This is a genomic window from Paenibacillus polymyxa M1 (genome assembly GCF_000237325.1).
Lineage (GTDB): Bacteria > Bacillota > Bacilli > Paenibacillales > Paenibacillaceae > Paenibacillus > Paenibacillus polymyxa_C.
On record NC_017542.1, the window covers coordinates 2,627,162 to 2,650,157 of the forward strand.

The window sequence follows — 22,996 nt, forward strand, 5'->3', positions numbered from 1 at the left end:
TTGCTTACATTCATATTCAAAAGGAGATATACAATGGCTGAGCCCTTAAAAGATATGTACACGGAGGAATTCCTTCGTCTATTCGGTGAAAGAGTACAGGCTGCATACAGTCCATTCGACATTGAAGGATTTATCCATCAAGTTATGGACCAAAAATGGGATGAGCTGGAGCTAAAAGAACGAATACGGCGTATTTCGTTAACATTAGGAGCGTTTTTGCCTAGTAGTTATGAAGAAGCTCTTTTTATTTTATTTGCCATAGATGAGTACTGTAGCGGGTTTCCGTACTTGTTTTTCCCCGATTTCGTAGAGGTATATGGGCAGGGAGAAGAGCATTGGGACCTGTCCATGAATGCACTGGAGCGATTTACATCAAAATCCTCTGCGGAGTTCGCTGTGAGGCCCTTCCTTCTGCGTGAACCAGAACGGATGATGCGGCAGATGACGACCTGGGCGGCACACCCCAGTGAACACGTCCGCCGTCTTGCCAGCGAAGGATGTCGTCCACGGCTGCCCTGGGGACAGGCGCTGCCTGTCTTCAAACGTGACCCTGCTCCGGTATTGGCCGTATTGGAACTACTGAAGGCCGATCCATCATTATATGTACGTAAAAGTGTAGCCAACAACCTGAACGATATTGCCAAGGACCATCCCGATATCGTCATCGCAACGGCTCAACGGTGGAAGGGGGCACATCCTGACACCGACTGGATTGTGCGCCATGGCTGTCGATCCCTGATTCGCAAATCCATCCCTGAAGTGATGGCCATGTTCGGCTATGCGGATGATACGGATGGGGTGCCGCTAGTTGCAGCTGCCTCTCTCACCACAGATCCTATCGTGTTAAAGATCGGTGATCACTGTGAGTTAAGCTATGTGCTTCAGCTTCGAGAAGGTGAATCCGTACGAGTCCGCATCGAGTATGGCATCGACTTTGTTAAGGCGAGAGGACAGGTCTCACGTAAACTGTTTTTGCTTTCTGACAAAACCGTCTCTGGAGGAACCCGTTTAACGGGTACACGAACACACCGGTTTGCAGACCTGACAACTCGTCGCCATTATGCGGGAGCGCACCGAATTGTCCTGCTCGTAAACGGGCAGGAAGTGGCTTCTACAGTGATAGACATTGAGATGTAGATTACAATAATAGTAAAGAAAAGAGTCTGTATGCAGGCTCTTTTTTGTCGTTTGCTTTACAAATTTTATTTTTTTTCCAAATAAATTAATTCTGGTATTAGAACCTGGTACTAAGACGTGTTATACTACTTAAAGGAAGTTGCTCTTATCTTATGTATAAAGGGGAAGGTATAACTTGACTGATCAGCAACAATGGCTTGCGCCTGAATATTACAATATGACTTCGGAAATGGAACACCATGAGGCTGGTAAGACAGCACTCAAGTGGTTAAGTGAGACAGGAGAATACGAAGAAATCACATACGGAGAGCTGTTGAAAAAAGCAAACCGGCTGGCTGGAGGACTTGCAAGTCTGGGATTTAACAAAGGGGACAGAGTTCTGGTCGTAGTACCACGGCGTATTATTGCATATGTCATTTACCTGGCATGCTTGAAGCTGGGGCTTGCTGTCATTCCATCTTCAGAAATGCTGCGGGCCAAGGATATTGCATATCGGCTTCGCCATTCGGAAGCGCGCGCAGTCATTGCCTGGACCGACGTAACAAGTGAAGTAGACAAAATCAGCGATGATTTGCCTGCTTTGGATTATCGCATTGTAGTCCCTGGGGACCGCACAGTAGGTGCGCAAGGCTGGCTCGTGCTGGATGAGCTGATGGAGGGACAGGAAGATATTTTTGAAGCTGTGAAGACACACCGTGATGACATGGCCATTCTGGCCTATACTTCGGGCACCACAGGCAATCCTAAAGGTGTTGTACACAGCCATGGCTGGGGATATGCCCATCTGCGGATAACATCACCATGGTTGGATATTCGAGCTTCAGACATCGTATGGGCTACTGCCGCACCTGGCTGGCAAAAATGGATTTGGAGTCCGTTTTTATCAGTACTGGGAAATGGAGCGACCGGATTCGTATATAATGGTCCGTTTCGTCCGGGGCGCTATTTGCAGTTGCTGCAGCAATATGGAGTTCAAGTGTTGTGCTGTACACCGACGGAATATCGGATTATGGCAAAAACGGCTGGTTTGGATCAATATGATCTATCCCGATTGCGAAGTGCTGTTTCTGCGGGAGAACCGCTCAATCAGGAGGTTATTAACAAGTTTCAGGAGCAATTCAACATTACGATTCGCGACGGTTACGGTCAAACAGAAAGTACATTAATTATTGGTAATCTAAGAGACGTACCTCTGCGCACAGGTTCGATGGGCAAATCCATTGCACCGGGACTTGTTGAGGTCGTAGACGAGGATGGTATTCCGCTGGCTCCAGGGCAAGTGGGCGATATTGCAGTGCGTGCTGATCTGCCGGCATTGTTTCATACGTACTATCATGATCCAGAGCGCAAATTAGCGAGTGTACATGGAGATTATTTTGTAACGGGCGACCGGGCTCGAAAGGATGAGGATGGATATTTCTGGTTTGAAGGACGCGGTGATGATATCATTATCAGTTCTGGCTATACCATTGGTCCTTTTGAAGTAGAAGAAGCGTTGATGAAGCATGATTCTGTGCAGGAATGTGCAGCGGTAGCCAGCCCGGATGAAGTCCGTGGACATGTCGTAAAAGCCTACATTGTACTCAAAGCCGGAATAGAAGGATCACCAGAGCTAGTGAAGGAACTGCAACATCATGTGAAAACATGGACGGCACCATACAAATATCCACGAAAAATAGAGTTTATTGAAGAACTTCCTAAAACCAGCTCAGGCAAAATACGAAGAGTGGAGCTGCGTGAACTGGAGAAACAATCCGTACTGTAGTGATGAAATCATTTAATATAATCAAAATGGAACAGGAGCGTGGAAAAATGAATCCATTTGAATCATTGTTGGAGCAATATGCAGAACTGGTCGTAAGAGTAGGAGTCAACATTCAGCCTGGACAGGCGATGTTGGTAACTGCACCACTGGAAACTGTCGAGTTTACACGCCTGATTGTCAGCAAAGCCTATGAAGCAGGCGCTAAATATGTACAGGTAGAGTTTGAGGACGATTCCATTACACGCAGTCGTTTTGAGCATGGCGACGAAGCCAGCTTTGATTACTACCCTGCTTGGAAGGCAGAAATGATGGAGAAATTCGCCGAAGAGGGTGGAGCCACATTAACGATTAAAGTGCCGAACCCGGATTTATATCAAGGTATTGATCCGCAAAAAGTTTCTCGTGCGACAAAAGCGGCAGCTACGGCGAGAGAAGGCTTTTCCAAATATACCCGCAATCACAAAATTAGCTGGTGTTTGATTAAAGCTCCGACGAAAGCCTGGGCCGATAAAGTGTTTGCGGATGTAGCAGAAGAAGACCGCATTCGTGTTATGTGGGATACGATTTTCCAAATGAATCGTGTAGACGGCTCTGATCCCATTCAGAATTGGCAAAATCATTTGAAAAATCTTGAACAGGTACAAGATAAGCTGAATCATAAAAAATATAAAAGCCTGCACTATCGTGCGCCCGGAACAGATTTGAGAATTGAGTTGGCTGACGGACATATTTGGCGCAGTGGTGGTGGTGAAAACGGGCGCGGAGATTATTTTGTCGCGAATATGCCGACAGAAGAAGTATTCACGATGCCTAAGCGTACTGGTGTCGATGGTCACATTACAAGTACCATGCCGCTTAATTTAAATGGACAGCTGGTAGATCGCATTACATTTACCTTTAAAGACGGTAAAGTCACCGAATATACAGCAGAATCCGGTGAGCAGCATCTCACTCATTTGCTCGCTACAGATGAAGGAGCCAGCTACCTGGGGGAAGTTGCCTTGGTGCCGCATGATTCACCGATTTCTAATCTCAACCGCATCTTTTATAATACAGGTATCGACGAAAATGCTTCCTGCCACCTGGCTTTAGGCAGTGCGTATCCATTTAACATCGAAAATGGGACACAAATGAACCGGGAGGAACTACTCCAGAACGGTGCCAATGTCAGCCTGACTCATGTTGACTTCATGATCGGCTCAGCTGAGCTGGATATTGATGGTGAACTGCAAGACGGAAGCAAAGAGGCTGTGTTCCGCAAAGGAAATTGGGCTATTTAGTTTTGCCTTTTCTTAATCTCTATTCAATCAACCCGCAAACGATCTGATTCGTTTGCGGTTTTTTTTAGCCTAATTTTCATATCTTTACTTGTTTTGTGAAATGTAAAGTGCTAGGATAAGTTCAAACAATAATTTAAACAACGTTTTAAATATGGTTTGAATTTTGTTTGTTTTGCTTAAGTGGCCCGTTTCATTTGTCCGTTAGGATTAAACTAAATAGGAGGAGGAAAAACATGAGTCATCCAGACAAAAAACAACAGACCAAAGAAAAAATTCTACAGTCTACGCTGGAATTTATTCAAAAGGAAGGTTTCGAGGCGGTTACAATCAGAAAAATTGCTGATCTGTCTAGCACTAATATTTCTTTGGTTAATTATTATTTTGGCTCCAAGGAAAATTTGCTCAGTGAAGCTATTGAAGTGATCCTAAACAGCTTTCAGCACACATTTTCTGTTTTGGACAATACAGCGATGCCCCCGCGAGATAGACTGAAACAATTTTTACTTAACTATTTACAGGTCATTCGCCAATATCCAGAACTTCTGTCACGAATTATTGTGATGGGCAGCACACCCTTTACATCTCAACAGGAATACGGAAGATTTTTAAACATGATGGGGTTTCCAAAGGTCCAGAACACGATCAAGGAGCTGACAGGTGAGCAACAGCCGGAGCGGTTGTTAGCAATGATGCTGCAAATATTCGGAGCTATTTTTCTGCCTGCACTGATGAGTCCGATTCTTGAGTCTGGAGCAGTTGTGGAAATGCCCACAATAGAGGAACAATTAAACCTGCTATTTGAAAGATATTTCGATCAAAAATAAATCTCAGGGGTGAATACCATGGAATTTTTGAGAAAATATTGGCAAGATGCAGGAGCCATCATTGGAGTGGCTGTATGTATTGTTTTGTTTTTGAATCCCGCCATGTTTTCTGATATATCAGGAATATTATGGTTGAGCTTTGTGAATATATTGTTTCACCAATTTGAGGAATACCGCTGGCCTGGATATTTTGCGGGTTTATTTAACAATATTTTGTTTAAAAGTGAAGCCCCAGATCATTACCCCTTGAACCCTAATTCAGCGATGATCATTAATGTGGCAATTGCCTATGTATTTTATCTGCTCCCCGTATGGTTCCCCCACGTAATCTGGCTCGGACTCGCACCAGTTTTGATGGGATTCTTCCAGGTCGTCTGGCACGGTATTGTTGTCAATCTCAAAGCAAAAACTGTATATAACCCTGGTTTGTGTACGGCACTTCTCCTGCATGTCCCTATAGGAATCTGGTATATTCATGAAATCGTAAAGAGAGACATCCCAACGGCAATAGACTGGATTGCAGGCACAATCTACTTTGTTTTTGCTGTATACATCTTCATTATCAAAGGGAATATATGGTTGAAGAAGAGTGACTCCCCTTACGCCTTTTCTAAACAACAGCTAGGAATTTATGATCGCAGGTAGGATATGTTAGAAAATCACAAATGTGCTTGTTTACAAGTTGGATACAAGTAGAGGTATTCTCGAAACGAGGTTCGGTTACACTTGGTTTGTACCCAAGAACAAGGAAAGAGTGATCTTATAATGAAACCTACACATCAATCTCGTAATCGTAAAAAGTTAGCTTGCAAGCTGGTCACCACCAGCGCTTTATTGGCTATAGGTTTTGCTGTAATGACAGGATGCGGCAATAGCGGAGAAGCAAACTCAACTGCTCCCTCTACAACGAAATCAGCCACACCATCTGCCAGTAATTCAACAGATCAGAACACAGACATCCATACCAACGAGCAAGATACTCACACTAACAAGACGAGTACAGATCTCAGCAAGCCTAGTGTGGATGCGGGAAGTTCCAAGGGAAGTTCCAAAAATACTGGAAAAGAGTTTGATCAAGGTTCAACCTCGACACAGCATAAACCTGCTAGTAGTACAGCCTCACCTGACAGTAAATACAGCTCTGCAGCTGCTATATTGAGTGCAGCCAAGCAGGGGACGTTACCCAATCTGCCTAAAGGTCTTGGTTTGGGAACTAGCAGCGATCTTTTGTTTGAGCTTTGGGGGAAATCCGATTCTGGTTCTACAGGCCCTATGAGAAGTTACGCTAAATATCATACAGATCTCGTACTGGATGGAAATGATAAAGTTACAGAAATTACTTCTTCCGATTCAAAATATAAGAAGTTGCTTATCAAACAAGTTATTGACGAACTGGGCCAGCCCACAGAAACAGTTGACACCTCTAGAGACATATCCGGCACAGCAGAAGCTAATTATAAAATCAACAACACATCAGGTCTTAGTTATTATTTAGTATTTTCCTATCAAACCAAAACGCAAAAGGTCAGTTATGTTCGATTATATTTTAACTCGATGACGCCATAATTAGATTTAGATGTATAAAAAAGAGAGTCGTTTCCATTACGATCATGGAGGCGACTTTTTCGGTTCATTGCATTTTTAGAGGATGACATTTATAATGTTAAGTGATTGATTAATCACTAATCAGAAAATTTGTGATAAATAAAAGGATGAGAAAATATGGCTAAAGCAACATCAACATCAATAAATCGCCAAAAGGAAATCATATCTGCTGCTATTGAAGTCTTTGCGGAGATGGGCTACTATCGAGCTACAACGGCCAAAGTTGCGGAACGGGCTAATATTTCTCAGCCCTATGTTTTTCGCTTTTTCGCTACTAAAGAAGCCTTGCTTATTGAAGCCCTAAAGGTATCATTTGCACGTATCATAGACTCTTTTCACCGGGTCATTCAATCCGCTTCGTCGGAACAGTTAGAGCAAGAACTGATTGCAGCCTATTCGCAGATTATGACGGAATATCGAAATGAAATACTTTTGCAAATGCAGGCACAGACAATCCGTGAGGATGTGGTTGTAACCGTGATGCAGCAGGGGTTACGTGAGATCCATACGACAGTTTATGACGCTTTCTGCCAGGCTGGTATTGAACAAGCCTTGGAAAGAACAATGCTTTTTCTCGCCAGAGGAATGCTATGTAATATTTCGATGTCGCTGGATCTGCCAGAACTGATGAAAACAGACGATTAATTGGTATGTATGCAGTAGAGTCGCGCTTTTGCGCGGCTTTTTTGTGTGCTTTTAATTGTACAAGACATGAATTGTTAGTTTGAATGAAAATGACTAGCTAAGTTGACAAGAGAAGTGGGCCTCGCTATTCTTATACCTATAGGGGTATATGTATTTAAAATTAAAATTATACTAAGCCCCACAAAAAAAGGCGGAGGTACCACTATGTCATTAACTAGTCATATCGAAGCAGATCAGATTCTTGATTGCAAAGGGCTTGCTTGTCCTATGCCAATTGTAAAAACAAAAAAAGCTATGGATGAGCTTCTTGCCGGGCAGATTATGGAGGTTCAAGTGACTGACAAAGGTTCGTTAGCAGATTTTCAGAGCTGGGCCCAAGGCACCGGACATCAGTATTTGGGCACTTTTCAAGAAGGAGTTGTCATGCGACATTATCTACGCAAAGCAAATCCGACTGATGTGAAGGAGGAGCAAGCATTCCCTTCCACGATAAGTCATAAAGAGCTGCAAGCAAAATGGTTTGCAAAGGAGAACTTCATTTTGCTGGATGTTCGTGAACCCGCCGAATTTGCTCTTCAACACATCCCAGAATCTAAGCACATCCCCCTCGGAGAACTGGAGAACAGACTCGCTGAGCTAAATCTGGAAGATGAAATCGCAGTGATCTGCCAAGCTGGAGCACGCAGTGAAAGGGCTTGCCGGTTATTGGCAGACAAAGGCGCTAAAAACGTCAAATCTGTGCTTTCAGGCATGTCCGGCTGGGCAGGAGAAATAATAGGGTACGATTCTATATGAGTACAGCCAAAACAACGATTATTTTATTCAGCGGTGAGCTGGATAAAGCGCTTGCTGCATTCATTATTGCGAATGGAGCGGCAGCATATGATCATGAAGTAACTATTTTCTTTACATTTTGGGGACTAAATATATTGCGTAAGGATGAGCTCATGCGCACCCATAAGGGAATGCTCGAAAAAGCCTTTGGCTGGATCATGCCTCGTGGACCGAAAAAGTTAGCACTCTCCAAAATGAATTTCGTCGGACTGGGACCACAGATGATCAAGCATGTCATGAAAAAGCATAATGCGCTCTCTCTTCCAGAGCTTATAGAGTTAGCACAAGAGCAGGGGATCAAGCTCGTCGCTTGCACCATGACCATGGATTTGTTAGGACTTCAACAAGAAGAGCTAATAGATGGTGTGGAATATGCTGGAGTAGCTGCTTACTTGGGAGATGCATCGCAAGGACAGGTGAATCTATTTATTTAGGGTATCCTATTTACTTTTTTGGTTTATAATATACCTATACATGTATATGGTAAGTCAAAAAAGGAGTGCATTGCTTATGGATTACAATTACAGTGATGAACTGAAAACGCGCTTGAGAAGGATTGAGGGCCAAGTACGTGGAGTACTTCGTTTAATGGATGAGGGCAAGTCGTGCAAGGATGTAGTCAGCCAGCTATCAGCTGTACGCAATGCATCAGATAAAGCAATCGCCCAGATTGTAGCAGAAAATCTGCAACGCTGCATATTGGAAGAGCAAGAAGCTGGGGGAGATACGGATAAGCTGGTTAAAGAAGCAATTCAGCTGCTGGTGAAAAGTAGATAATTTATATGAATACACGAAAGACTAAGATTAAATAATAGCCGAATTAAAAGGTTCGCTGCCCTAGTTGGTAGCGGACTTTTTTTCGGACAACTTTAGGAATGGATTAAGCCTCTGTTTATACAGAAGTATAGGAGTGTAAATAACCCATAAGAAAAATAACTTCTTTCGGAGGGCATAGGTATGGAGGTATTTGTCACGATTGGTGTCAAATTGATCATCAGCTTTTTTGGCCTATGGCTTATTACTTTTATTACAGGTCGGAAAACACTCAGTCAGTTAACACCGCTCGATTTTCTGACATCATTGGTATTGAGCGAAATTGTAGGGAATACGTTATATGACGATAAGGTGACCATTTGGCATCTTTTGTTTGCTTTGGCACTATGGTGCGCGCTGGCCTACTTTTTCGAAAAAGCGACGACCCATTTTGTGAAATTTGGATATATGGCAGAAGGTCGAACAGTGCTGCTCGTGGATAAAGGGCAGGTTAATCAAGAATTGCTGGAGAAATATGATATAGAATTTACACAGCTACTCTCCATGCTACGCCAGCAAAATATTTTTTCTCTGCGTGAGGTCTTGTACGCTACGTTAGAGACGAACGGCTCATTGTCGGTCATGCGCAAACCCGAATATGAGCCACCCGCTGCTCAGGATATGGGAATAGATGCACAGCCTGATCTTTTTTCTGTTACTGTCATTGATAAGGGAAGGTTGCTAAATGAATCTATGCGCGGGAAAACAATTGATGTAGAGCTGATAAAAGCGAAGACGCGAGAGCAGGGATATGATAGTATCGACGAGATTGCCTATGCAGAGCTTAGCGAGGATGGAACGCTCCATATAGTGCCGATGAAAGAGAAATAAAAATCAAAAAAGTGGTGGATCTATTTAAATGAATGATCATCTCCTCATGAAGAGGACTGTTTATTTGTCTTTTTTCTTTTTTTAATAACAATAAAGGCAAATAATAACAAAGGGAGGAAAATTTGAAAAACAGGAAACCAGGAATTAAGAACAAATTTTCGACCGATTACCATGTGATGAATATAGTTAGGCGACAAAAAAGAAAGACCATAAATAAGTGCTGCAAGGGGAAGAATCCATTTTTTAAATCCGACTCCGGTTATTTTTTCAAGTCCTATCACAGCACCATTAAAAAATAAAGACATTTTGATGATCAAGCCAAGAAAAAGAAGCAAGGTGAAAAGGGCATCCATTCGTTCGAACAGATCTGCTAATTCAATCAACTGAACAGCTTCCAAAAGAGGAAGTGTGCTATTGGCGGCGATCTTGGGTCCGAGAACAAAAATTTCCAATTGATTAACAAATGTTAGAGCAAGTGCGGTCATTATATAGGCAAAAAAAACGGGTTTTGTGAGATTCCGGCCTTTATATGCAAGCGGATAAAATACAAGAAATAACACAGTTTGTCCGAATGGAAAAGAAATAAGCTCAGGAATAGCGGCCTTAAATATAGGTGTCCATCCTTCCTCTAAAACCGGAAGGGAATTTTCGAGATGAAAGAGACCGGTTGCCGGAATTAATATACTAATAAGAGCGTAGCCAAGAACAAAAAAAGGGAAAAGAAATAAGCAAAGCAAGAACAATGCTTTGTAGCCATAACGAACCGTGTTGGATACAACCACGATTGTGATCAGGATGATGATCCACAAGGGGGTTTGGCGGAGCAGAGTCATTACGGTCACCTCGCCTAAATCGCGTATGTTCCGAGAAGCTTCATATGTAAAATACATCACAAAAAGTAAATTGATGAGTGTACCCACATATTTCCCTGTGTAACGGCGAAACAACATGAACAAATCTAATTCAGGATCTTGATGGTGAATAGCAAGATGGAGCATTAGCAGAAGAAGTCCTGCTAATGCTCCTATCAACATGACTAACCAAGCATCTTGCTTTGCTTCAGCCCCCATTAAAAACAAAGTTGTACTTCCAACTTCAAATAAAGACATACAAATGATCAGCTCGGATACTCGGATTGTATTTTGACGCATTGCTTCATTTCACCTCTCCCTGTTTATTTCATTTCAACAGTTCGTTAAAAGATTTTTCGAATAATCCTGGACGTGCAAGCTTCATTTTTACACCTATTTTTATATCCATGTTTGCGAACTCTTCAGGCCATGTCTCTTTTATTTTTTTCCAGTCTTTTGGGTACTTGTGATGAATTTTATTTCCAACACCAATAAGGTCGATATTCTTTTGCTGTAAGGCTTTCCAGCCTTCCTGAATTTGCAGTTTGATCGTTTCTGCTGCTTGCATCTGCAATTGACCTACACTTTGCATATCTTTCATTTCTCTTTGCGAAGAGGCTGACAGAAGATCCCCGGTAGCTTTAACGTCAACGTTGAGGTAATAATGATTTAAATTCTTGATTGGCGTAACCTTAACCTTGGCTTTCCGGATGAGAAAAGCGGACGTAACATTCCCATCCACATAGTTTACAGTAGTGTTTTTAATCTGGTTGTTTAACCATGAAACCCCTATACTTTCCTTTTCATTTAGGAAGCCGACTCTCTTGTCTTTCTGAAAAATGCTTAAGCCCGATAACTTGAGTTTATTTTTGGCGGAGGTTTCCTTGAAAACATCAACAGAGTCTAGTTTCTCCGGCTCGGAACCCTCAAGAGATATTTCTGGAACTCCGGCTGCACTATCGGAGCTAATTTTCGAAATGAATTCATACATGGATATTGCAGGGTAAATTGATGCTAATTTGCTATCTCTTTCTATAATCTTTTCTAAAGCTTGACCAGGAATTTTCTCTGGTGGTACAAGCTTTTTTAAAAAATTACGAGCCTCTCCGTTGGCAATGAATACTTTTACAGTTTCTCGTGAATCAAGGTTGCGGAGGTAAATATCAATAATCTCTTCAATGCCTTGTTCTGCTGCTTTTTTTCCAATAACGAGTATATTATTTTGGGCAAAATATAGTTTGCGTGGGTATTCCAGGCTACTCTTCGTAACGGTCTCTCTCAATGTTTTTCCATGTGTAGAAAAGGTATGTACAGCGCTTTGCGATGCCCCCGAGGAAGTACCACCTGAGCCAGTCGTCATGGCTGATGGAATGATGATTTGATAAGTATTGATCCAGTCGCCCTTATGTCCATCAATTCCAGTTGCTGTTGTGATGGCTAATTCGTTCAATTCTGTTCGATCTACGCACCCTGTAAGTAATAAACCTGCAATAAACAGAACATAACTAACTCTTAATTGCCGCACCATTGATCTCTCCTATTTTTGGGTATCAGGCTTATGACCACCTTCAGTATCATCCGAACTAGCAGGGTATTGGTGAGCTGCCTGTCTTGTCTGGTTATGGCCTGATTTTTCGCTAGGTCTGGTTTTCATAGCCCACCACGGAACTCTGATGATAAGGTCCTTCATATTAGTTTTAAAGGTGGGGCTATAGGGCACAAAATAATCAACTCCGAATGACTTGAGAGATACAAGGTGAATTAGAAGGGGGATAATTCCTATCAGAATACCAAATAAGCCTAGAGCCCCCGCCAGTAGCATAAGTGCAAAACGCAACAACCTGACCGCTGAAGCCATAGCAAAATACGGGATGACAAAGTTCGATATAGCTGTGAAGGCAACAACGATCACCATTGCACCTGAGACCAGTCCGGCTTGCACCGCCGCCTGTCCGATAACCAGAGCTCCTACAATGGAAACGGCTGGTCCGATGACCCGTGGCATTCGCACACCTGCTTCACGAATCACTTCAAACATTAATTCCATCATTAAAGCTTCCAATAATGCAGGAAAAGGAGTTCCTTCCCGTTGAGCCATTAGCGTAATCAACAGCGTGGTGGGGATCATTTCCTGTTGGAAAGTCGTCAAGGCTATAAATAGAGAGGGAAGCAACAATGAGACTAGAAAAGATACTACACGAAGAGCCCTTAAAAAAGTTGAAATGTCATATCTCTGGTAGTAGTCTTCCGCCGTTTGAAAGAAATTAAAGAAGGTTACAGGTGCAATCAGAGCGAATGGCGTCCCATCAACCAGGACAGCTACTTGTCCGTCTAAAAGGCTACCTGCGACTGTATCCGGACGCTCTGAGTTTAGCATGGTGGGAAAGAGACTAAGTGGTTCATCCTGTATAAATTCTTCGATGTAGCCACTTTCAAGTATGCTGTCTGTATCAATGGATTGCAGCCGTTTTGTAATTTCCTGTATGACTTCTGGATTAGCGACATTTTCAATGTAAGCTAACATGACTTTGGTTTGTGTATATCGCCCAATAACATGACTTTCAAATTTAAGGTCAGGTGTCCGCAATTTTCTTCTGATCAGTGTAATGTTGGTTGAGATATCCTCCGTAAATCCTTCTTTAGGACCCCGTACTACGGTCTGAGTACTGGGTTCCTGAATAGCCCGTCTTACTCCGCCTGCGATGGAAACTACCAATGCATAGTTGTTTCCGTCGATGACAATGACAGCATTCCCGGAGAGGATGGCTTGATATACTTCATTTTGCGAATGTATCATTTGAATATTTCCAGACGGAATTGTGTTTTTTAACAAAGAAGCTGCAGTATTTTCCTTAAACATAAAAGTATCTGCGGAGCCCATCTCTGTAATCAAGCTCTCCATTAAATCGGAAAGCAAGTTTTGGTCAATCAGTCCTTCAATATAACAAACGGCGAGATGGCCAGCATGTACAGGACTTTCGGAAAAATCACGAATGACAAAATCGGGACCTTGCCCAAGTTTTAATTTAAGTAAAGAAAGAGTATGGGATAACGATGAATGGATTGGATCGGTAGCGGTTTGCTGTTTGGATTTTTCGATATCCTGTGTGTACCTTTTTCCAGGTTTCAGAACACTTCTAATCCAACGTGTTAACACAAGTGAACCCCCTCTTTTTTGATAAAGCGTATCTTTTCCTTGCAATCCAAAAATATACGCTATTTTTATGAATTGGATACTTAGTGAAAGACATGTGGAAACCTGATCAGTTTCGAAAATTAAACAGCACAGGTCTAAAGCAATTTGACTTATAGAATATTTGAGTCCTTGATTGAGGAGACTACCTTCATGGGTTTGGAATTTTTCAGAAAGTGGTGATCAGGTTTGAGTTTCTCAGATGAGCTCATCTGTTTTGGGTTTGAGGACAGACTAGGGTATTTTGCTAAGGCTGCTGTTCCTCCTATTTATGAGACTGCTCCATTTTTCTTTGATACCTACGAGGATTATGCTGAAGCAGCTAATCATGAAAAGGAGCATTATGTCTATTCGAGAGGAACCAATCCTACCGTTCGGATTGCAGAACAAATGATTGCTGCGCTGGAAGGTGGGGAGGACTGCAAGTGCTTTGCCTCCGGAATGGCTGCTATCAGTGCCGCTCTAATGTGTAGCTTATCCGCAGGGGATCATCTGATTCTGGTCGGACACATATATGAAACTTCCGTCAGCCTAGCCAAATACTTAACGAAGTTCGATATAAACTATACCATTGTACATTCGACTTCTACGAAAGCAGTTGCTAATGCCATCCAACCGCAGACCCGTGCTATTCTTATGGAGTCTCCTACCTCGTTTACATTCGATATGGTAAATATTCAGGAAGTAGCTTCGCTTTCCAAAGCTAAGGGTATCCGCACAATCATAGATAATTCATGGGCTACACCCCTTTTCCAAAAACCATTAGAATGGGGCGTTGATATCGTCGTTCACTCCGCATCCAAGTACTTGGGGGGACATAATGATTTAATTGCAGGGGCAGTAATCGCTTCTAAAGAGATAATAAATCGTATGTATGCTGAAGAATATGAGTTAATTGGCGGTTCGTTAGCCCCTTTTGAAGCCTGGCTACTCATTAGGGGTCTAAGAACACTCCCGCTTCGTATGGAAGCCCATCAAAGGAATGCTCTGTTGGTTGCCCGTTTTCTATCAGATCATCCGGCCATTTCTAAAGTAAATCATCCTGGACTTCCTTCTCACCCACAGCATGAGCTGGCATGTAGACAGCTTAAAGGGTATGCCGGACTATTCAGTTTTGAACTAAAAGACTCGGGTTATGAGGATATATGCAGAGTGATCAATAAACTGCGACTGATTCGGATCGGTGTATCGTGGGGTTCTATGGAGAGCCAGGTGATCTCACCGAACTACGGTTTCAATAAGCAGAGTCTAAAAAAACAACACATGCCCAAATCGCTAATTCGCTTGGCTGTGGGGCATGAACCTGCTGAACTTTTAATAGAAGATCTAGCTACAGCTTTAAGCTAAGCGTTCATTTCAGGATTTCATATAAAAAAAGCGAAAGCAGCAGCTCCATCAATAAAGAGCTACTGCTTTTATGATTTATAACGTTTATATCTTCGGTTGTTATAGACAAAGCACTATGTGTAGGCGAGGTTCAGTAAAAAAAATTGCACCGAGTAGAAACACAAATTATTTGCTGGTAAATATTACAACTTGTTTGTTGGGTATACACGTGATAAATTATATATCCAGCCAGTTAAACGGCTGTTGATTTGATCTTTGAAAACTGAACAACGAGTGAGTACGGATTTTGTTTACAAAATCCAACGTTGAAATTTTGATACATGCCATCTGGCTGTACGAAATGGAAACGAAAATGAGATATTTTATCTCGTCAGTTTCAAATGAGCTAATCGCTCTTTCGATAAACCAACTTCGGTTGGTCTTTAATGGAGAGTTTGATCCTGGCTCAGGACGAACGCTGGCGGCGTGCCTAATACATGCAAGTCGAGCGGGGTTATGTAGAAGCTTGCTTCTACATAACCTAGCGGCGGACGGGTGAGTAACACGTAGGCAACCTGCCCACAAGACAGGGATAACTACCGGAAACGGTAGCTAATACCCGATACATCCTTTTCCTGCATGGGAGAAGGAGGAAAGACGGAGCAATCTGTCACTTGTGGATGGGCCTGCGGCGCATTAGCTAGTTGGTGGGGTAATGGCCTACCAAGGCGACGATGCGTAGCCGACCTGAGAGGGTGATCGGCCACACTGGGACTGAGACACGGCCCAGACTCCTACGGGAGGCAGCAGTAGGGAATCTTCCGCAATGGGCGAAAGCCTGACGGAGCAACGCCGCGTGAGTGATGAAGGTTTTCGGATCGTAAAGCTCTGTTGCCAGGGAAGAACGTCTTGTAGAGTAACTGCTATAAGAGTGACGGTACCTGAGAAGAAAGCCCCGGCTAACTACGTGCCAGCAGCCGCGGTAATACGTAGGGGGCAAGCGTTGTCCGGAATTATTGGGCGTAAAGCGCGCGCAGGCGGCTCTTTAAGTCTGGTGTTTAATCCCGAGGCTCAACTTCGGGTCGCACTGGAAACTGGAGAGCTTGAGTGCAGAAGAGGAGAGTGGAATTCCACGTGTAGCGGTGAAATGCGTAGAGATGTGGAGGAACACCAGTGGCGAAGGCGACTCTCTGGGCTGTAACTGACGCTGAGGCGCGAAAGCGTGGGGAGCAAACAGGATTAGATACCCTGGTAGTCCACGCCGTAAACGATGAATGCTAGGTGTTAGGGGTTTCGATACCCTTGGTGCCGAAGTTAACACATTAAGCATTCCGCCTGGGGAGTACGGTCGCAAGACTGAAACTCAAAGGAATTGACGGGGACCCGCACAAGCAGTGGAGTATGTGGTTTAATTCGAAGCAACGCGAAGAACCTTACCAGGTCTTGACATCCCTCTGACCGGTCTAGAGATAGGCCTTTCCTTCGGGACAGAGGAGACAGGTGGTGCATGGTTGTCGTCAGCTCGTGTCGTGAGATGTTGGGTTAAGTCCCGCAACGAGCGCAACCCTTATGCTTAGTTGCCAGCAGGTCAAGCTGGGCACTCTAAGCAGACTGCCGGTGACAAACCGGAGGAAGGTGGGGATGACGTCAAATCATCATGCCCCTTATGACCTGGGCTACACACGTACTACAATGGCCGGTACAACGGGAAGCGAAGCCGCGAGGTGGAGCCAATCCTAGAAAAGCCGGTCTCAGTTCGGATTGTAGGCTGCAACTCGCCTACATGAAGTCGGAATTGCTAGTAATCGCGGATCAGCATGCCGCGGTGAATACGTTCCCGGGTCTTGTACACACCGCCCGTCACACCACGAGAGTTTACAACACCCGAAGTCGGTGAGGTAACCGCAAGGAGCCAGCCGCCGAAGGTGGGGTAGATGATTGGGGTGAAGTCGTAACAAGGTAGCCGTATCGGAAGGTGCGGCTGGATCACCTCCTTTCTATGGAGAATCGTTTCCTGCGATGGAAACATTCTAATCAGCAGGTATATGTACCTACGACCAGATATTCAATTCGGTTCATCACATTCGTGTGAATGAAATGGATATCCTGAACTTACTCACTCGTTGCTCAGTTTTGAGAGTTCAAACTCTCACATATGACTTCCAAAATATACTTGTATTCAAGTGTTGAGGAATTTGATATGATGTTCTTCCGGGATTAAAACCGGTGAATATTGCACCTTGAAAACTGGATACCGAAACGAAATTGCGTTTTAGAATATTCCTTTAAGCTGATCTTGTGTAAACAAGTGAAATAAAGGTAGCGTATCGTATTTACATTGTAGATACTAGGTTAAGCTACAAAGAGCACACGGAGGATGCCTAGGCGCCAGGAGCCGACGAAGGACGTGGCGAACAACGATAAAGCCTCGGGGAGCTGTAAGCAAGCTTTGATCCGGGGATGTCCGAATGGGGAAACCCGGCTGTCTTCATCGACAGTCACTACTCACTGAATTCATAGGTGAGTGAGAGGCAGACCAGGGGAACTGAAACATCTAAGTACCCTGAGGAAGAGAAAACAATAGTGATTCCGTCAGTAGCGGCGAGCGAACGCGGATTAGCCCAAACCAAGGAGCTTGCTCCTTGGGGTTGTGGGACGTCTCATATGGAGTTACAAAGGAACCGGTTAGATGAAGAGGTCTGGAAAGGCCCGCCAGAGAAGGTAAAAGCCCTGTAGTTCAAAACCCGTTCCCTCCGAGACGGATCCCGAGTAGTGCGGGGCACGTGAAACCCCGTATGAATCCGGCAGGACCATCTGCCAAGGCTAAATACTCCCTGGCGACCGATAGTGAAGCAGTACCGTGAGGGAAAGGTGAAAAGCACCCCGGAAGGGGAGTGAAATAGATCCTGAAACCGTGTGCTTACAAGAAGTCAGAGCCCGATCTATGGGTGATGGCGTGCCTTTTGTAGAATGAACCGGCGAGTTACGTTCCCGTGCAAGGTTAAGGTGAAGAGCTGAAGCCGCAGCGAAAGCGAGTCTGAATAGGGCGACTGAGTACGTGGACGTAGACCCGAAACCGGGTGATCTACCCCTGTCCAGGGTGAAGGTGCGGTAACACGCACTGGAGGCCCGAACCCACGCATGTTGAAAAATGCGGGGATGAGGTGGGGGTAGCGGAGAAATTCCAATCGAACCCGGAGATAGCTGGTTCTCCCCGAAATAGCTTTAGGGCTAGCCTCGGAAAAAAGAATCGTGGAGGTAGAGCACTGATTGGGTGCGGGGCCCGCAAGGGTTACCAAGCTCAGTCAAACTCCGAATGCCATAGATTTAGTTCCGGGAGTCAGACAGTGAGTGCTAAGATCCATTGTCGAAAGGGAAACAGCCCAGACCATCAGCTAAGGTCCCCAAGTGTGTGTTAAGTGGGAAAGGATGTGGAGTTGCACAGACAACCAGGATGTTGGCTTAGAAGCAGCCACCATTGAAAGAGTGCGTAATAGCTCACTGGTCGAGTGACTCTGCGCCGAAAATGTAACGGGGCTAAACACACCACCGAAGCTATGGCTTGATGCTTTGCATCAGGGGTAGGGGAGCGTTGAATGCGGGTTGAAGGTGTACCGGAAGGAGCGCTGGACTGCATTCAAGTGAGAATGCCGGTATGAGTAACGAAAAGATCTGTGAGAATCAGATCCGCCGAAAGCCTAAGGGTTCCTGAGGAAGGTTCGTCCGCTCAGGGTAAGTCGGGACCTAAGGCGAGGCCGATAGGCGTAGTCGAAGGACAACAGGTCGAAATTCCTGTACCACCGTAATCCGTGATGAGCGATGGGGTGACGCAGTAGGGTAGTGACGCGGACTGATGGATGTCCGTCTAAGCAGTGAGGCTGATGTGTAGGCAAATCCGCACATCGTTAAGGCTGGGCTGTGATGGGGAGCGAAAATTAGAGTAGCGAAGGTCATGATCTCAGACTGCCAAGAAAAGCCTCTAGCCAGGAGAAGGTGCCCGTACCGCAAACCGACACAGGTAGGCGAGAAGAGAATTCTAAGGCGCGCGGAAGAACTCTCGTTAAGGAACTCGGCAAAATGACCCCGTAACTTCGGGAGAAGGGGTGCCTCGGTAGGGTGAATAGCCCGAGGGGGCCGCAGTGAAAAGGCCCAAGCGACTGTTTAGCAAAAACACAGGTCTGTGCGAAGCCGCAAGGCGAAGTATACGGGCTGACGCCTGCCCGGTGCTGGAAGGTTAAGGGGAGTGGTAAGCCTTCGGGCGAAGCTATGAACCGAAGCCCCAGTAAACGGCGGCCGTAACTATAACGGTCCTAAGGTAGCGAAATTCCTTGTCAGGTAAATTCTGACCCGCACGAATGGCGTAACGACTTGGGCGCTGTCTCAACGAGAGATCCGGTGAAATTTTAATACCTGTGAAGATGCAGGTTACCCGCGACAAGACGGAAAGACCCCATGGAGCTTTACTGCAGCTTGATATTGAATTTGGGTACGATCTGTACAGGATAGGTGGGAGCCGTAGAACTTTGAGCGCCAGCTTGAAGGGAGGCATCCTTGGGATACCACCCTGATCGTATCTAGGTTCTAACTTGGTACCGTGATCCGGTACGAGGACAGTGTCAGGTGGGCAGTTTGACTGGGGCGGTCGCCTCCTAAAGAGTAACGGAGGCGCCCCAAGGTTCCCTCAGAATGGTTGGAAATCATTCGAAGAGTGCAAAGGCAGAAGGGAGCTTGACTGCGAGACCTACAAGTCGAGCAGGGACGAAAGTCGGGCTTAGTGATCCGGTGGTACCGCATGGAAGGGCCATCGCTCAACGGATAAAAGCTACCCTGGGGATAACAGGCTTATCTCCCCCAAGAGTCCACATCGACGGGGAGGTTTGGCACCTCGATGTCGGCTCATCGCATCCTGGGGCTGAAGTAGGTCCCAAGGGTTGGGCTGTTCGCCCATTAAAGCGGTACGCGAGCTGGGTTCAGAACGTCGTGAGACAGTTCGGTCCCTATCTGTCGTGGGCGTAGGAAATTTGAGAGGAGCTGTCCTTAGTACGAGAGGACCGGGATGGACGTACCGCTGGTGTACCAGTTGTTCCGCCAGGAGCACCGCTGGGTAGCTATGTACGGAAGGGATAAGCGCTGAAAGCATCTAAGCGTGAAGCCCCCCTCAAGATGAGATTTCCCAATACGTAAGACCCCTTGAAGACGACGAGGTAGATAGGTTGGGGGTGGAAGTGCAGTAATGCATGGAGCTGACCAATACTAATCGGTCGAGGGCTTATCCTAAGATAAAGCGCAATGAAGTTTCGGATCCAGTTTTCAGGGTGTAAGTTCAGTATATCGTCAGCTCAAGTAGCTGAAGTTACACGGACAAACACACAGCATTTGGCGATGCTGATTCCTGAAAAAGAATTTACACCGTAAATTCATGTTTGGTGGCGATAGCGGAGGGGTTCCACACGTACCCATCCCGAACACGACCGTTAAGCCCTCCAGCGCCGATGGTACTTGGACCGCAGGGTCCTGGGAGAGTAGGACGCCGCCAAGCACAAAAAAAGAGCACAGCCTTAATGGCTGTGTTTTTTTTGTATATCCGATTCATTTATCATTCATATGAAAGGCTCATGGCATGCCTTTGGTTAAAAGCACTACAATATTCTGATTGTTCCCTTGTATAGTGCTGCTGCTGGAGGACACTTAAGGCTTGAAGTTTACGGGTAATTTCCTTTTGCCACTTTGTATCTCCGACTTGACGGCAAGATTGAGAAGATCCAAATTCGGTTTTGTTTTAAAAAAAATCATGTTAAACTTTTCTCATAAAATAAACAGACTTTCAGAGGTGAGTTATAGTGCTGGAACGATCTATGGAGAATACAAGGGATTTAAACAACGGAAAGGGAGTGATTTAAAGAAGAAAAGGAGACGATGAAGATGAGCACTTATCAAACAGTTATTAGTGATGGATTTGAGCTGAAATATACTATAAGAGGTAACGGAAAGCCGATATTGGTGATCGGCAGTAGTGTATATTATCCTCGCTTATTTTCAGACCATTTATATAAAAAGTTTCGGTTTATTTTCTTAGATCATAGAGGGTTTGCAAAACCGACTCGTGCTTTAAAACCAGAAGACTATACTTTGGATAAAGTCATTAATGATTTAGAAACAGCAAGACGTTGCCTTCATTTAGATACATTTATTATATTAGGACATTCCGGGCATGCTTTTATGGCTTTGGAATATGCTAAACAATTCCCAGGCTATGTTGAAAAAGTGGTGCTATTAAATTCAGCACCTACGAACAGCCAAGAAAGACAGCGGCAAAGCTTTTCATTCTTTTATGAAACGGCCAGTCCAGAAAGAAAGGACCGTTTTGAAAAGGAAATTGCTTTATTAGAGAATGATATCAAAAGAGAGCCCGACAGAAGATTTGTTCACATGTGTATACGTATGGGAGCACAAAGCTTTTATGATTATACCTATGATGCAGCTTATATGTGGAATGATGTGCACACAAACATGCCTATCATAGATTATTTATGGGGAGAAGCCTTCGGAAAGATGGATTTGATACAGTCCTTGGCGGATGTCGATAAGCCCGTGTTTATTGGTCTTGGGAGATCTGATTACTTAGTCGCACCTGTTTCATTATGGGATCGGGTCGATGATAGCTATACGAACGTAAAAAAGGTGGTTTTTGAACATAGTGGGCATAATCCGATGTTTGAAGAACCTCATTATTTTGATCAAACATTAACCGAATGGATTAATGAAAATCACTAGGATTTTAAAACGGTCGATTCCTATTATAAGGAGTCGACTTTTTTGATATTTGGAGCACAATAGCAAGGATCAGCAAGTTTGATTCAATTATGGCGTGTTCCATGACTTGACGAATCAATGAGGTTCTGTATAATTACCGGGAGATCATACTGTATTGATAGTCTATTTCCGTTTTTCTATATCCTATTTGGGACAAGTCTATAGTTCATGGAACTTAACCATATAGCAAAGTTATGACATGGAGGTTGGGGGTCGTTATGAAATACGAAATTATTTTATTTGATGTTGATGATACGCTGTTTGATTTTAAAATGGCAGAGAGTCATGCGCTACATAATACGTTTGCCCAATTTGGATTGCCGCAAGGGGCCACTGAGTATAAATCTAGCTATGATGAGATCAACAGTTCGTTGTGGCGAGAGGCAGAGGAAGGACTTATTACCTCGGCACAGCTGCGGGTGGAAAGATTTAAACGATTGTTTACTGTTCATAAGCTAGACTTCAATCCAGACGCCTTTAGTGCTGCTTATTTACGTTATTTGGGTGAAGGAGCTTTTTTGATGGACGGAGCGGTTGAATTATGTGACGTACTATCTGAGTGTCGTTTGGCGATCATTACGAATGGAATAAAAGAGGTCCAAACCTCCAGAATTCAGCTTTCCCCGCTGCGTCATGTGTTTGAGCAGATAATTATTTCAGAAGAAGTGGGTTACCAAAAGCCGCAGGCCGAAATTTTTGATTACGCATTTACCAAGCTAGCTATTTCAGATAAAAGTAAGGTCCTAATGGTGGGCGATTCTTTAACCTCGGACATTCAAGGAGGGAATAAGTACGGAATTGACACTTGCTGGTTCAACCCTTCCGGAAAAACAAATACATCCGGCATTCAACCCACTTATGAAATAGCAAGTTTGATGGAACTACCGAGTAGTGTACTTTCAATGCCTCCCGTACTGAACCATACATCTTTAGAATACTAGATAATAAGAAATTGAAGTCAGACTCTAGCAGGTTAAAATTGTATAGTATGATATGGAAAAGGAAAATCAAGGACTGTTATGAACTGAGATGTCTGAATAAAGAGAAACGGATTCATTGTAGAACGAATCCGTTTCTCT

Annotated in this window: 17 protein-coding genes and 3 rRNA genes; 17 read left to right on the forward strand and 3 right to left on the reverse strand. The window is 44.3% G+C overall.

The window, feature by feature from the left end; all coding sequences use genetic code 11:
• The first annotated feature begins 33 nt into the window (after nt 1-33).
• The 11 genes from PPM_RS11895 to PPM_RS11945 all read left to right on the forward strand — a co-directional run bounded on the left by PPM_RS11895 (nt 34) and on the right by PPM_RS11945 (nt 9,734).
• Nucleotides 34-1,137, forward strand: coding sequence for a DNA alkylation repair protein (locus PPM_RS11895; protein ID WP_013371111.1), 1,104 nt, complete (start codon nt 34-36; stop codon nt 1,135-1,137).
• Between the two features lie 175 nt (nt 1,138-1,312).
• Entirely contained in the window at nt 1,313-2,902 is a 1,590-nt protein-coding gene (locus tag PPM_RS11900; RefSeq protein WP_013371112.1) for an acyl-CoA synthetase, read from the forward strand.
• A gap of 47 nt (nt 2,903-2,949) precedes the next feature.
• Entirely contained in the window at nt 2,950-4,182 is a 1,233-nt protein-coding gene (locus PPM_RS11905) for an aminopeptidase (RefSeq protein ID WP_013371113.1), read from the forward strand.
• A 233-nt stretch (nt 4,183-4,415) separates the two neighbouring features.
• Nucleotides 4,416-5,006 (forward strand): TetR/AcrR family transcriptional regulator, encoded by a 591-nt coding sequence (locus tag PPM_RS11910; protein ID WP_013371114.1) that lies wholly within the window; start codon nt 4,416-4,418, stop codon nt 5,004-5,006.
• 18 nt (nt 5,007-5,024) lie between these two features.
• Nucleotides 5,025-5,651: an HXXEE domain-containing protein gene (locus PPM_RS11915; RefSeq protein WP_013371115.1), complete on the forward strand. Its 627-nt coding sequence runs from the start codon at nt 5,025-5,027 to the stop codon at nt 5,649-5,651.
• A gap of 120 nt (nt 5,652-5,771) precedes the next feature.
• Nucleotides 5,772-6,572, forward strand: a complete 801-nt coding sequence (locus tag PPM_RS11920; protein ID WP_014599748.1) for a DUF4309 domain-containing protein — start codon at nt 5,772-5,774, stop codon at nt 6,570-6,572.
• Nucleotides 6,573-6,728: 156 nt separating this feature from the next.
• Entirely contained in the window at nt 6,729-7,256 is a 528-nt protein-coding gene (locus PPM_RS11925; protein ID WP_013371118.1) for a TetR/AcrR family transcriptional regulator, read from the forward strand.
• A gap of 204 nt (nt 7,257-7,460) precedes the next feature.
• On the forward strand, nt 7,461-8,051 hold the full coding sequence (locus PPM_RS11930) for a sulfurtransferase TusA family protein (RefSeq protein WP_013371119.1): 591 nt from the start codon (nt 7,461-7,463) through the stop codon (nt 8,049-8,051).
• Nucleotides 8,048-8,524 carry a DsrE/DsrF/DrsH-like family protein gene (locus PPM_RS11935; RefSeq protein ID WP_013371120.1) on the forward strand — a complete coding sequence of 159 codons (477 nt, stop codon included), beginning with the start codon at nt 8,048-8,050 and terminating at the stop codon, nt 8,522-8,524. The genes PPM_RS11930 and PPM_RS11935 overlap by 4 nt, the downstream gene beginning before the upstream one ends.
• Nucleotides 8,525-8,600: 76 nt before the next feature.
• Nucleotides 8,601-8,867: a metal-sensitive transcriptional regulator gene (locus tag PPM_RS11940; protein ID WP_013310304.1), complete on the forward strand. Its 267-nt coding sequence runs from the start codon at nt 8,601-8,603 to the stop codon at nt 8,865-8,867.
• Nucleotides 8,868-9,047: 180 nt separating this feature from the next.
• On the forward strand, nt 9,048-9,734 hold the full coding sequence (locus tag PPM_RS11945; RefSeq protein ID WP_013371121.1) for a YetF domain-containing protein: 687 nt from the start codon (nt 9,048-9,050) through the stop codon (nt 9,732-9,734).
• 44 nt (nt 9,735-9,778) lie between these two features.
• On the opposite strand, the gene PPM_RS11950 is transcribed toward PPM_RS11945, so the two are convergent.
• The 3 genes from PPM_RS11950 to PPM_RS11960 are packed head-to-tail and all read right to left on the reverse strand — an operon-like array spanning nt 9,779 to nt 13,742.
• Nucleotides 9,779-10,885 (reverse strand): GerAB/ArcD/ProY family transporter, encoded by a 1,107-nt coding sequence (locus PPM_RS11950; protein ID WP_013371122.1) that lies wholly within the window; start codon nt 10,883-10,885, stop codon nt 9,779-9,781.
• Nucleotides 10,886-10,913: 28 nt separating this feature from the next.
• Nucleotides 10,914-12,113: a Ger(x)C family spore germination protein gene (locus tag PPM_RS11955; RefSeq protein ID WP_013371123.1), complete on the reverse strand. Its 1,200-nt coding sequence runs from the start codon at nt 12,111-12,113 to the stop codon at nt 10,914-10,916.
• A gap of 9 nt (nt 12,114-12,122) precedes the next feature.
• Nucleotides 12,123-13,742, reverse strand: a complete 1,620-nt coding sequence (locus PPM_RS11960; RefSeq protein ID WP_013371124.1) for a spore germination protein — start codon at nt 13,740-13,742, stop codon at nt 12,123-12,125.
• 225 nt (nt 13,743-13,967) lie between these two features.
• Between PPM_RS11960 and PPM_RS11965 the strand changes: the two genes are divergently transcribed.
• The 6 genes from PPM_RS11965 (at nt 13,968) to PPM_RS11995 (ending at nt 22,858) form a co-directional block, all read left to right on the forward strand.
• Complete coding sequence (locus PPM_RS11965; protein ID WP_013371125.1) at nt 13,968-15,125, forward strand: trans-sulfuration enzyme family protein; 1,158 nt, start codon at nt 13,968-13,970, stop codon at nt 15,123-15,125.
• Between the two features lie 422 nt (nt 15,126-15,547).
• Nucleotides 15,548-17,101, forward strand: a 16S ribosomal RNA gene (locus PPM_RS11970).
• 353 nt (nt 17,102-17,454) lie between these two features.
• Nucleotides 17,455-20,381 (forward strand): 23S ribosomal RNA (locus tag PPM_RS11975).
• A gap of 145 nt (nt 20,382-20,526) precedes the next feature.
• Nucleotides 20,527-20,643 (forward strand): 5S ribosomal RNA (gene rrf, locus PPM_RS11980).
• Together the 16S, 23S and 5S rRNA genes form the textbook arrangement of a ribosomal RNA operon.
• A 383-nt stretch (nt 20,644-21,026) precedes the next feature.
• Nucleotides 21,027-21,878, forward strand: coding sequence for an alpha/beta fold hydrolase (locus PPM_RS11990; RefSeq protein ID WP_013371126.1), 852 nt, complete (start codon nt 21,027-21,029; stop codon nt 21,876-21,878).
• A 257-nt stretch (nt 21,879-22,135) separates the two neighbouring features.
• Nucleotides 22,136-22,858, forward strand: a complete 723-nt coding sequence (locus PPM_RS11995; RefSeq protein WP_013371127.1) for a YjjG family noncanonical pyrimidine nucleotidase — start codon at nt 22,136-22,138, stop codon at nt 22,856-22,858.
• Nucleotides 22,859-22,996 lie beyond the last annotated feature (138 nt).

Excerpts from the sequence above, each read along its gene's own strand:
- PPM_RS11950 (WP_013371122.1), bottom strand. The coding sequence starts at position 10,885 with ATGCGTCAAAATACAATCCGAGTATCCGAGCTGATCATTTGTATGTCT.
- PPM_RS11915 (WP_013371115.1), top strand. The coding sequence starts at position 5,025 with ATGGAATTTTTGAGAAAATATTGGCAAGATGCAGGAGCCATCATTGGA.
- PPM_RS11895 (WP_013371111.1), top strand. The coding sequence starts at position 34 with ATGGCTGAGCCCTTAAAAGATATGTACACGGAGGAATTCCTTCGTCTA.
- PPM_RS11990 (WP_013371126.1), top strand. The coding sequence starts at position 21,027 with ATGAGCACTTATCAAACAGTTATTAGTGATGGATTTGAGCTGAAATAT.
- PPM_RS11935 (WP_013371120.1), top strand. The coding sequence starts at position 8,048 with ATGAGTACAGCCAAAACAACGATTATTTTATTCAGCGGTGAGCTGGAT.
- PPM_RS11955 (WP_013371123.1), bottom strand. The coding sequence starts at position 12,113 with ATGGTGCGGCAATTAAGAGTTAGTTATGTTCTGTTTATTGCAGGTTTA.
- PPM_RS11945 (WP_013371121.1), top strand. The coding sequence starts at position 9,048 with ATGGAGGTATTTGTCACGATTGGTGTCAAATTGATCATCAGCTTTTTT.
- PPM_RS11995 (WP_013371127.1), top strand. The coding sequence starts at position 22,136 with ATGAAATACGAAATTATTTTATTTGATGTTGATGATACGCTGTTTGAT.
- PPM_RS11940 (WP_013310304.1), top strand. The coding sequence starts at position 8,601 with ATGGATTACAATTACAGTGATGAACTGAAAACGCGCTTGAGAAGGATT.
- PPM_RS11920 (WP_014599748.1), top strand. The coding sequence starts at position 5,772 with ATGAAACCTACACATCAATCTCGTAATCGTAAAAAGTTAGCTTGCAAG.
- PPM_RS11910 (WP_013371114.1), top strand. The coding sequence starts at position 4,416 with ATGAGTCATCCAGACAAAAAACAACAGACCAAAGAAAAAATTCTACAG.
- PPM_RS11905 (WP_013371113.1), top strand. The coding sequence starts at position 2,950 with ATGAATCCATTTGAATCATTGTTGGAGCAATATGCAGAACTGGTCGTA.
- PPM_RS11930 (WP_013371119.1), top strand. The coding sequence starts at position 7,461 with ATGTCATTAACTAGTCATATCGAAGCAGATCAGATTCTTGATTGCAAA.
- PPM_RS11925 (WP_013371118.1), top strand. The coding sequence starts at position 6,729 with ATGGCTAAAGCAACATCAACATCAATAAATCGCCAAAAGGAAATCATA.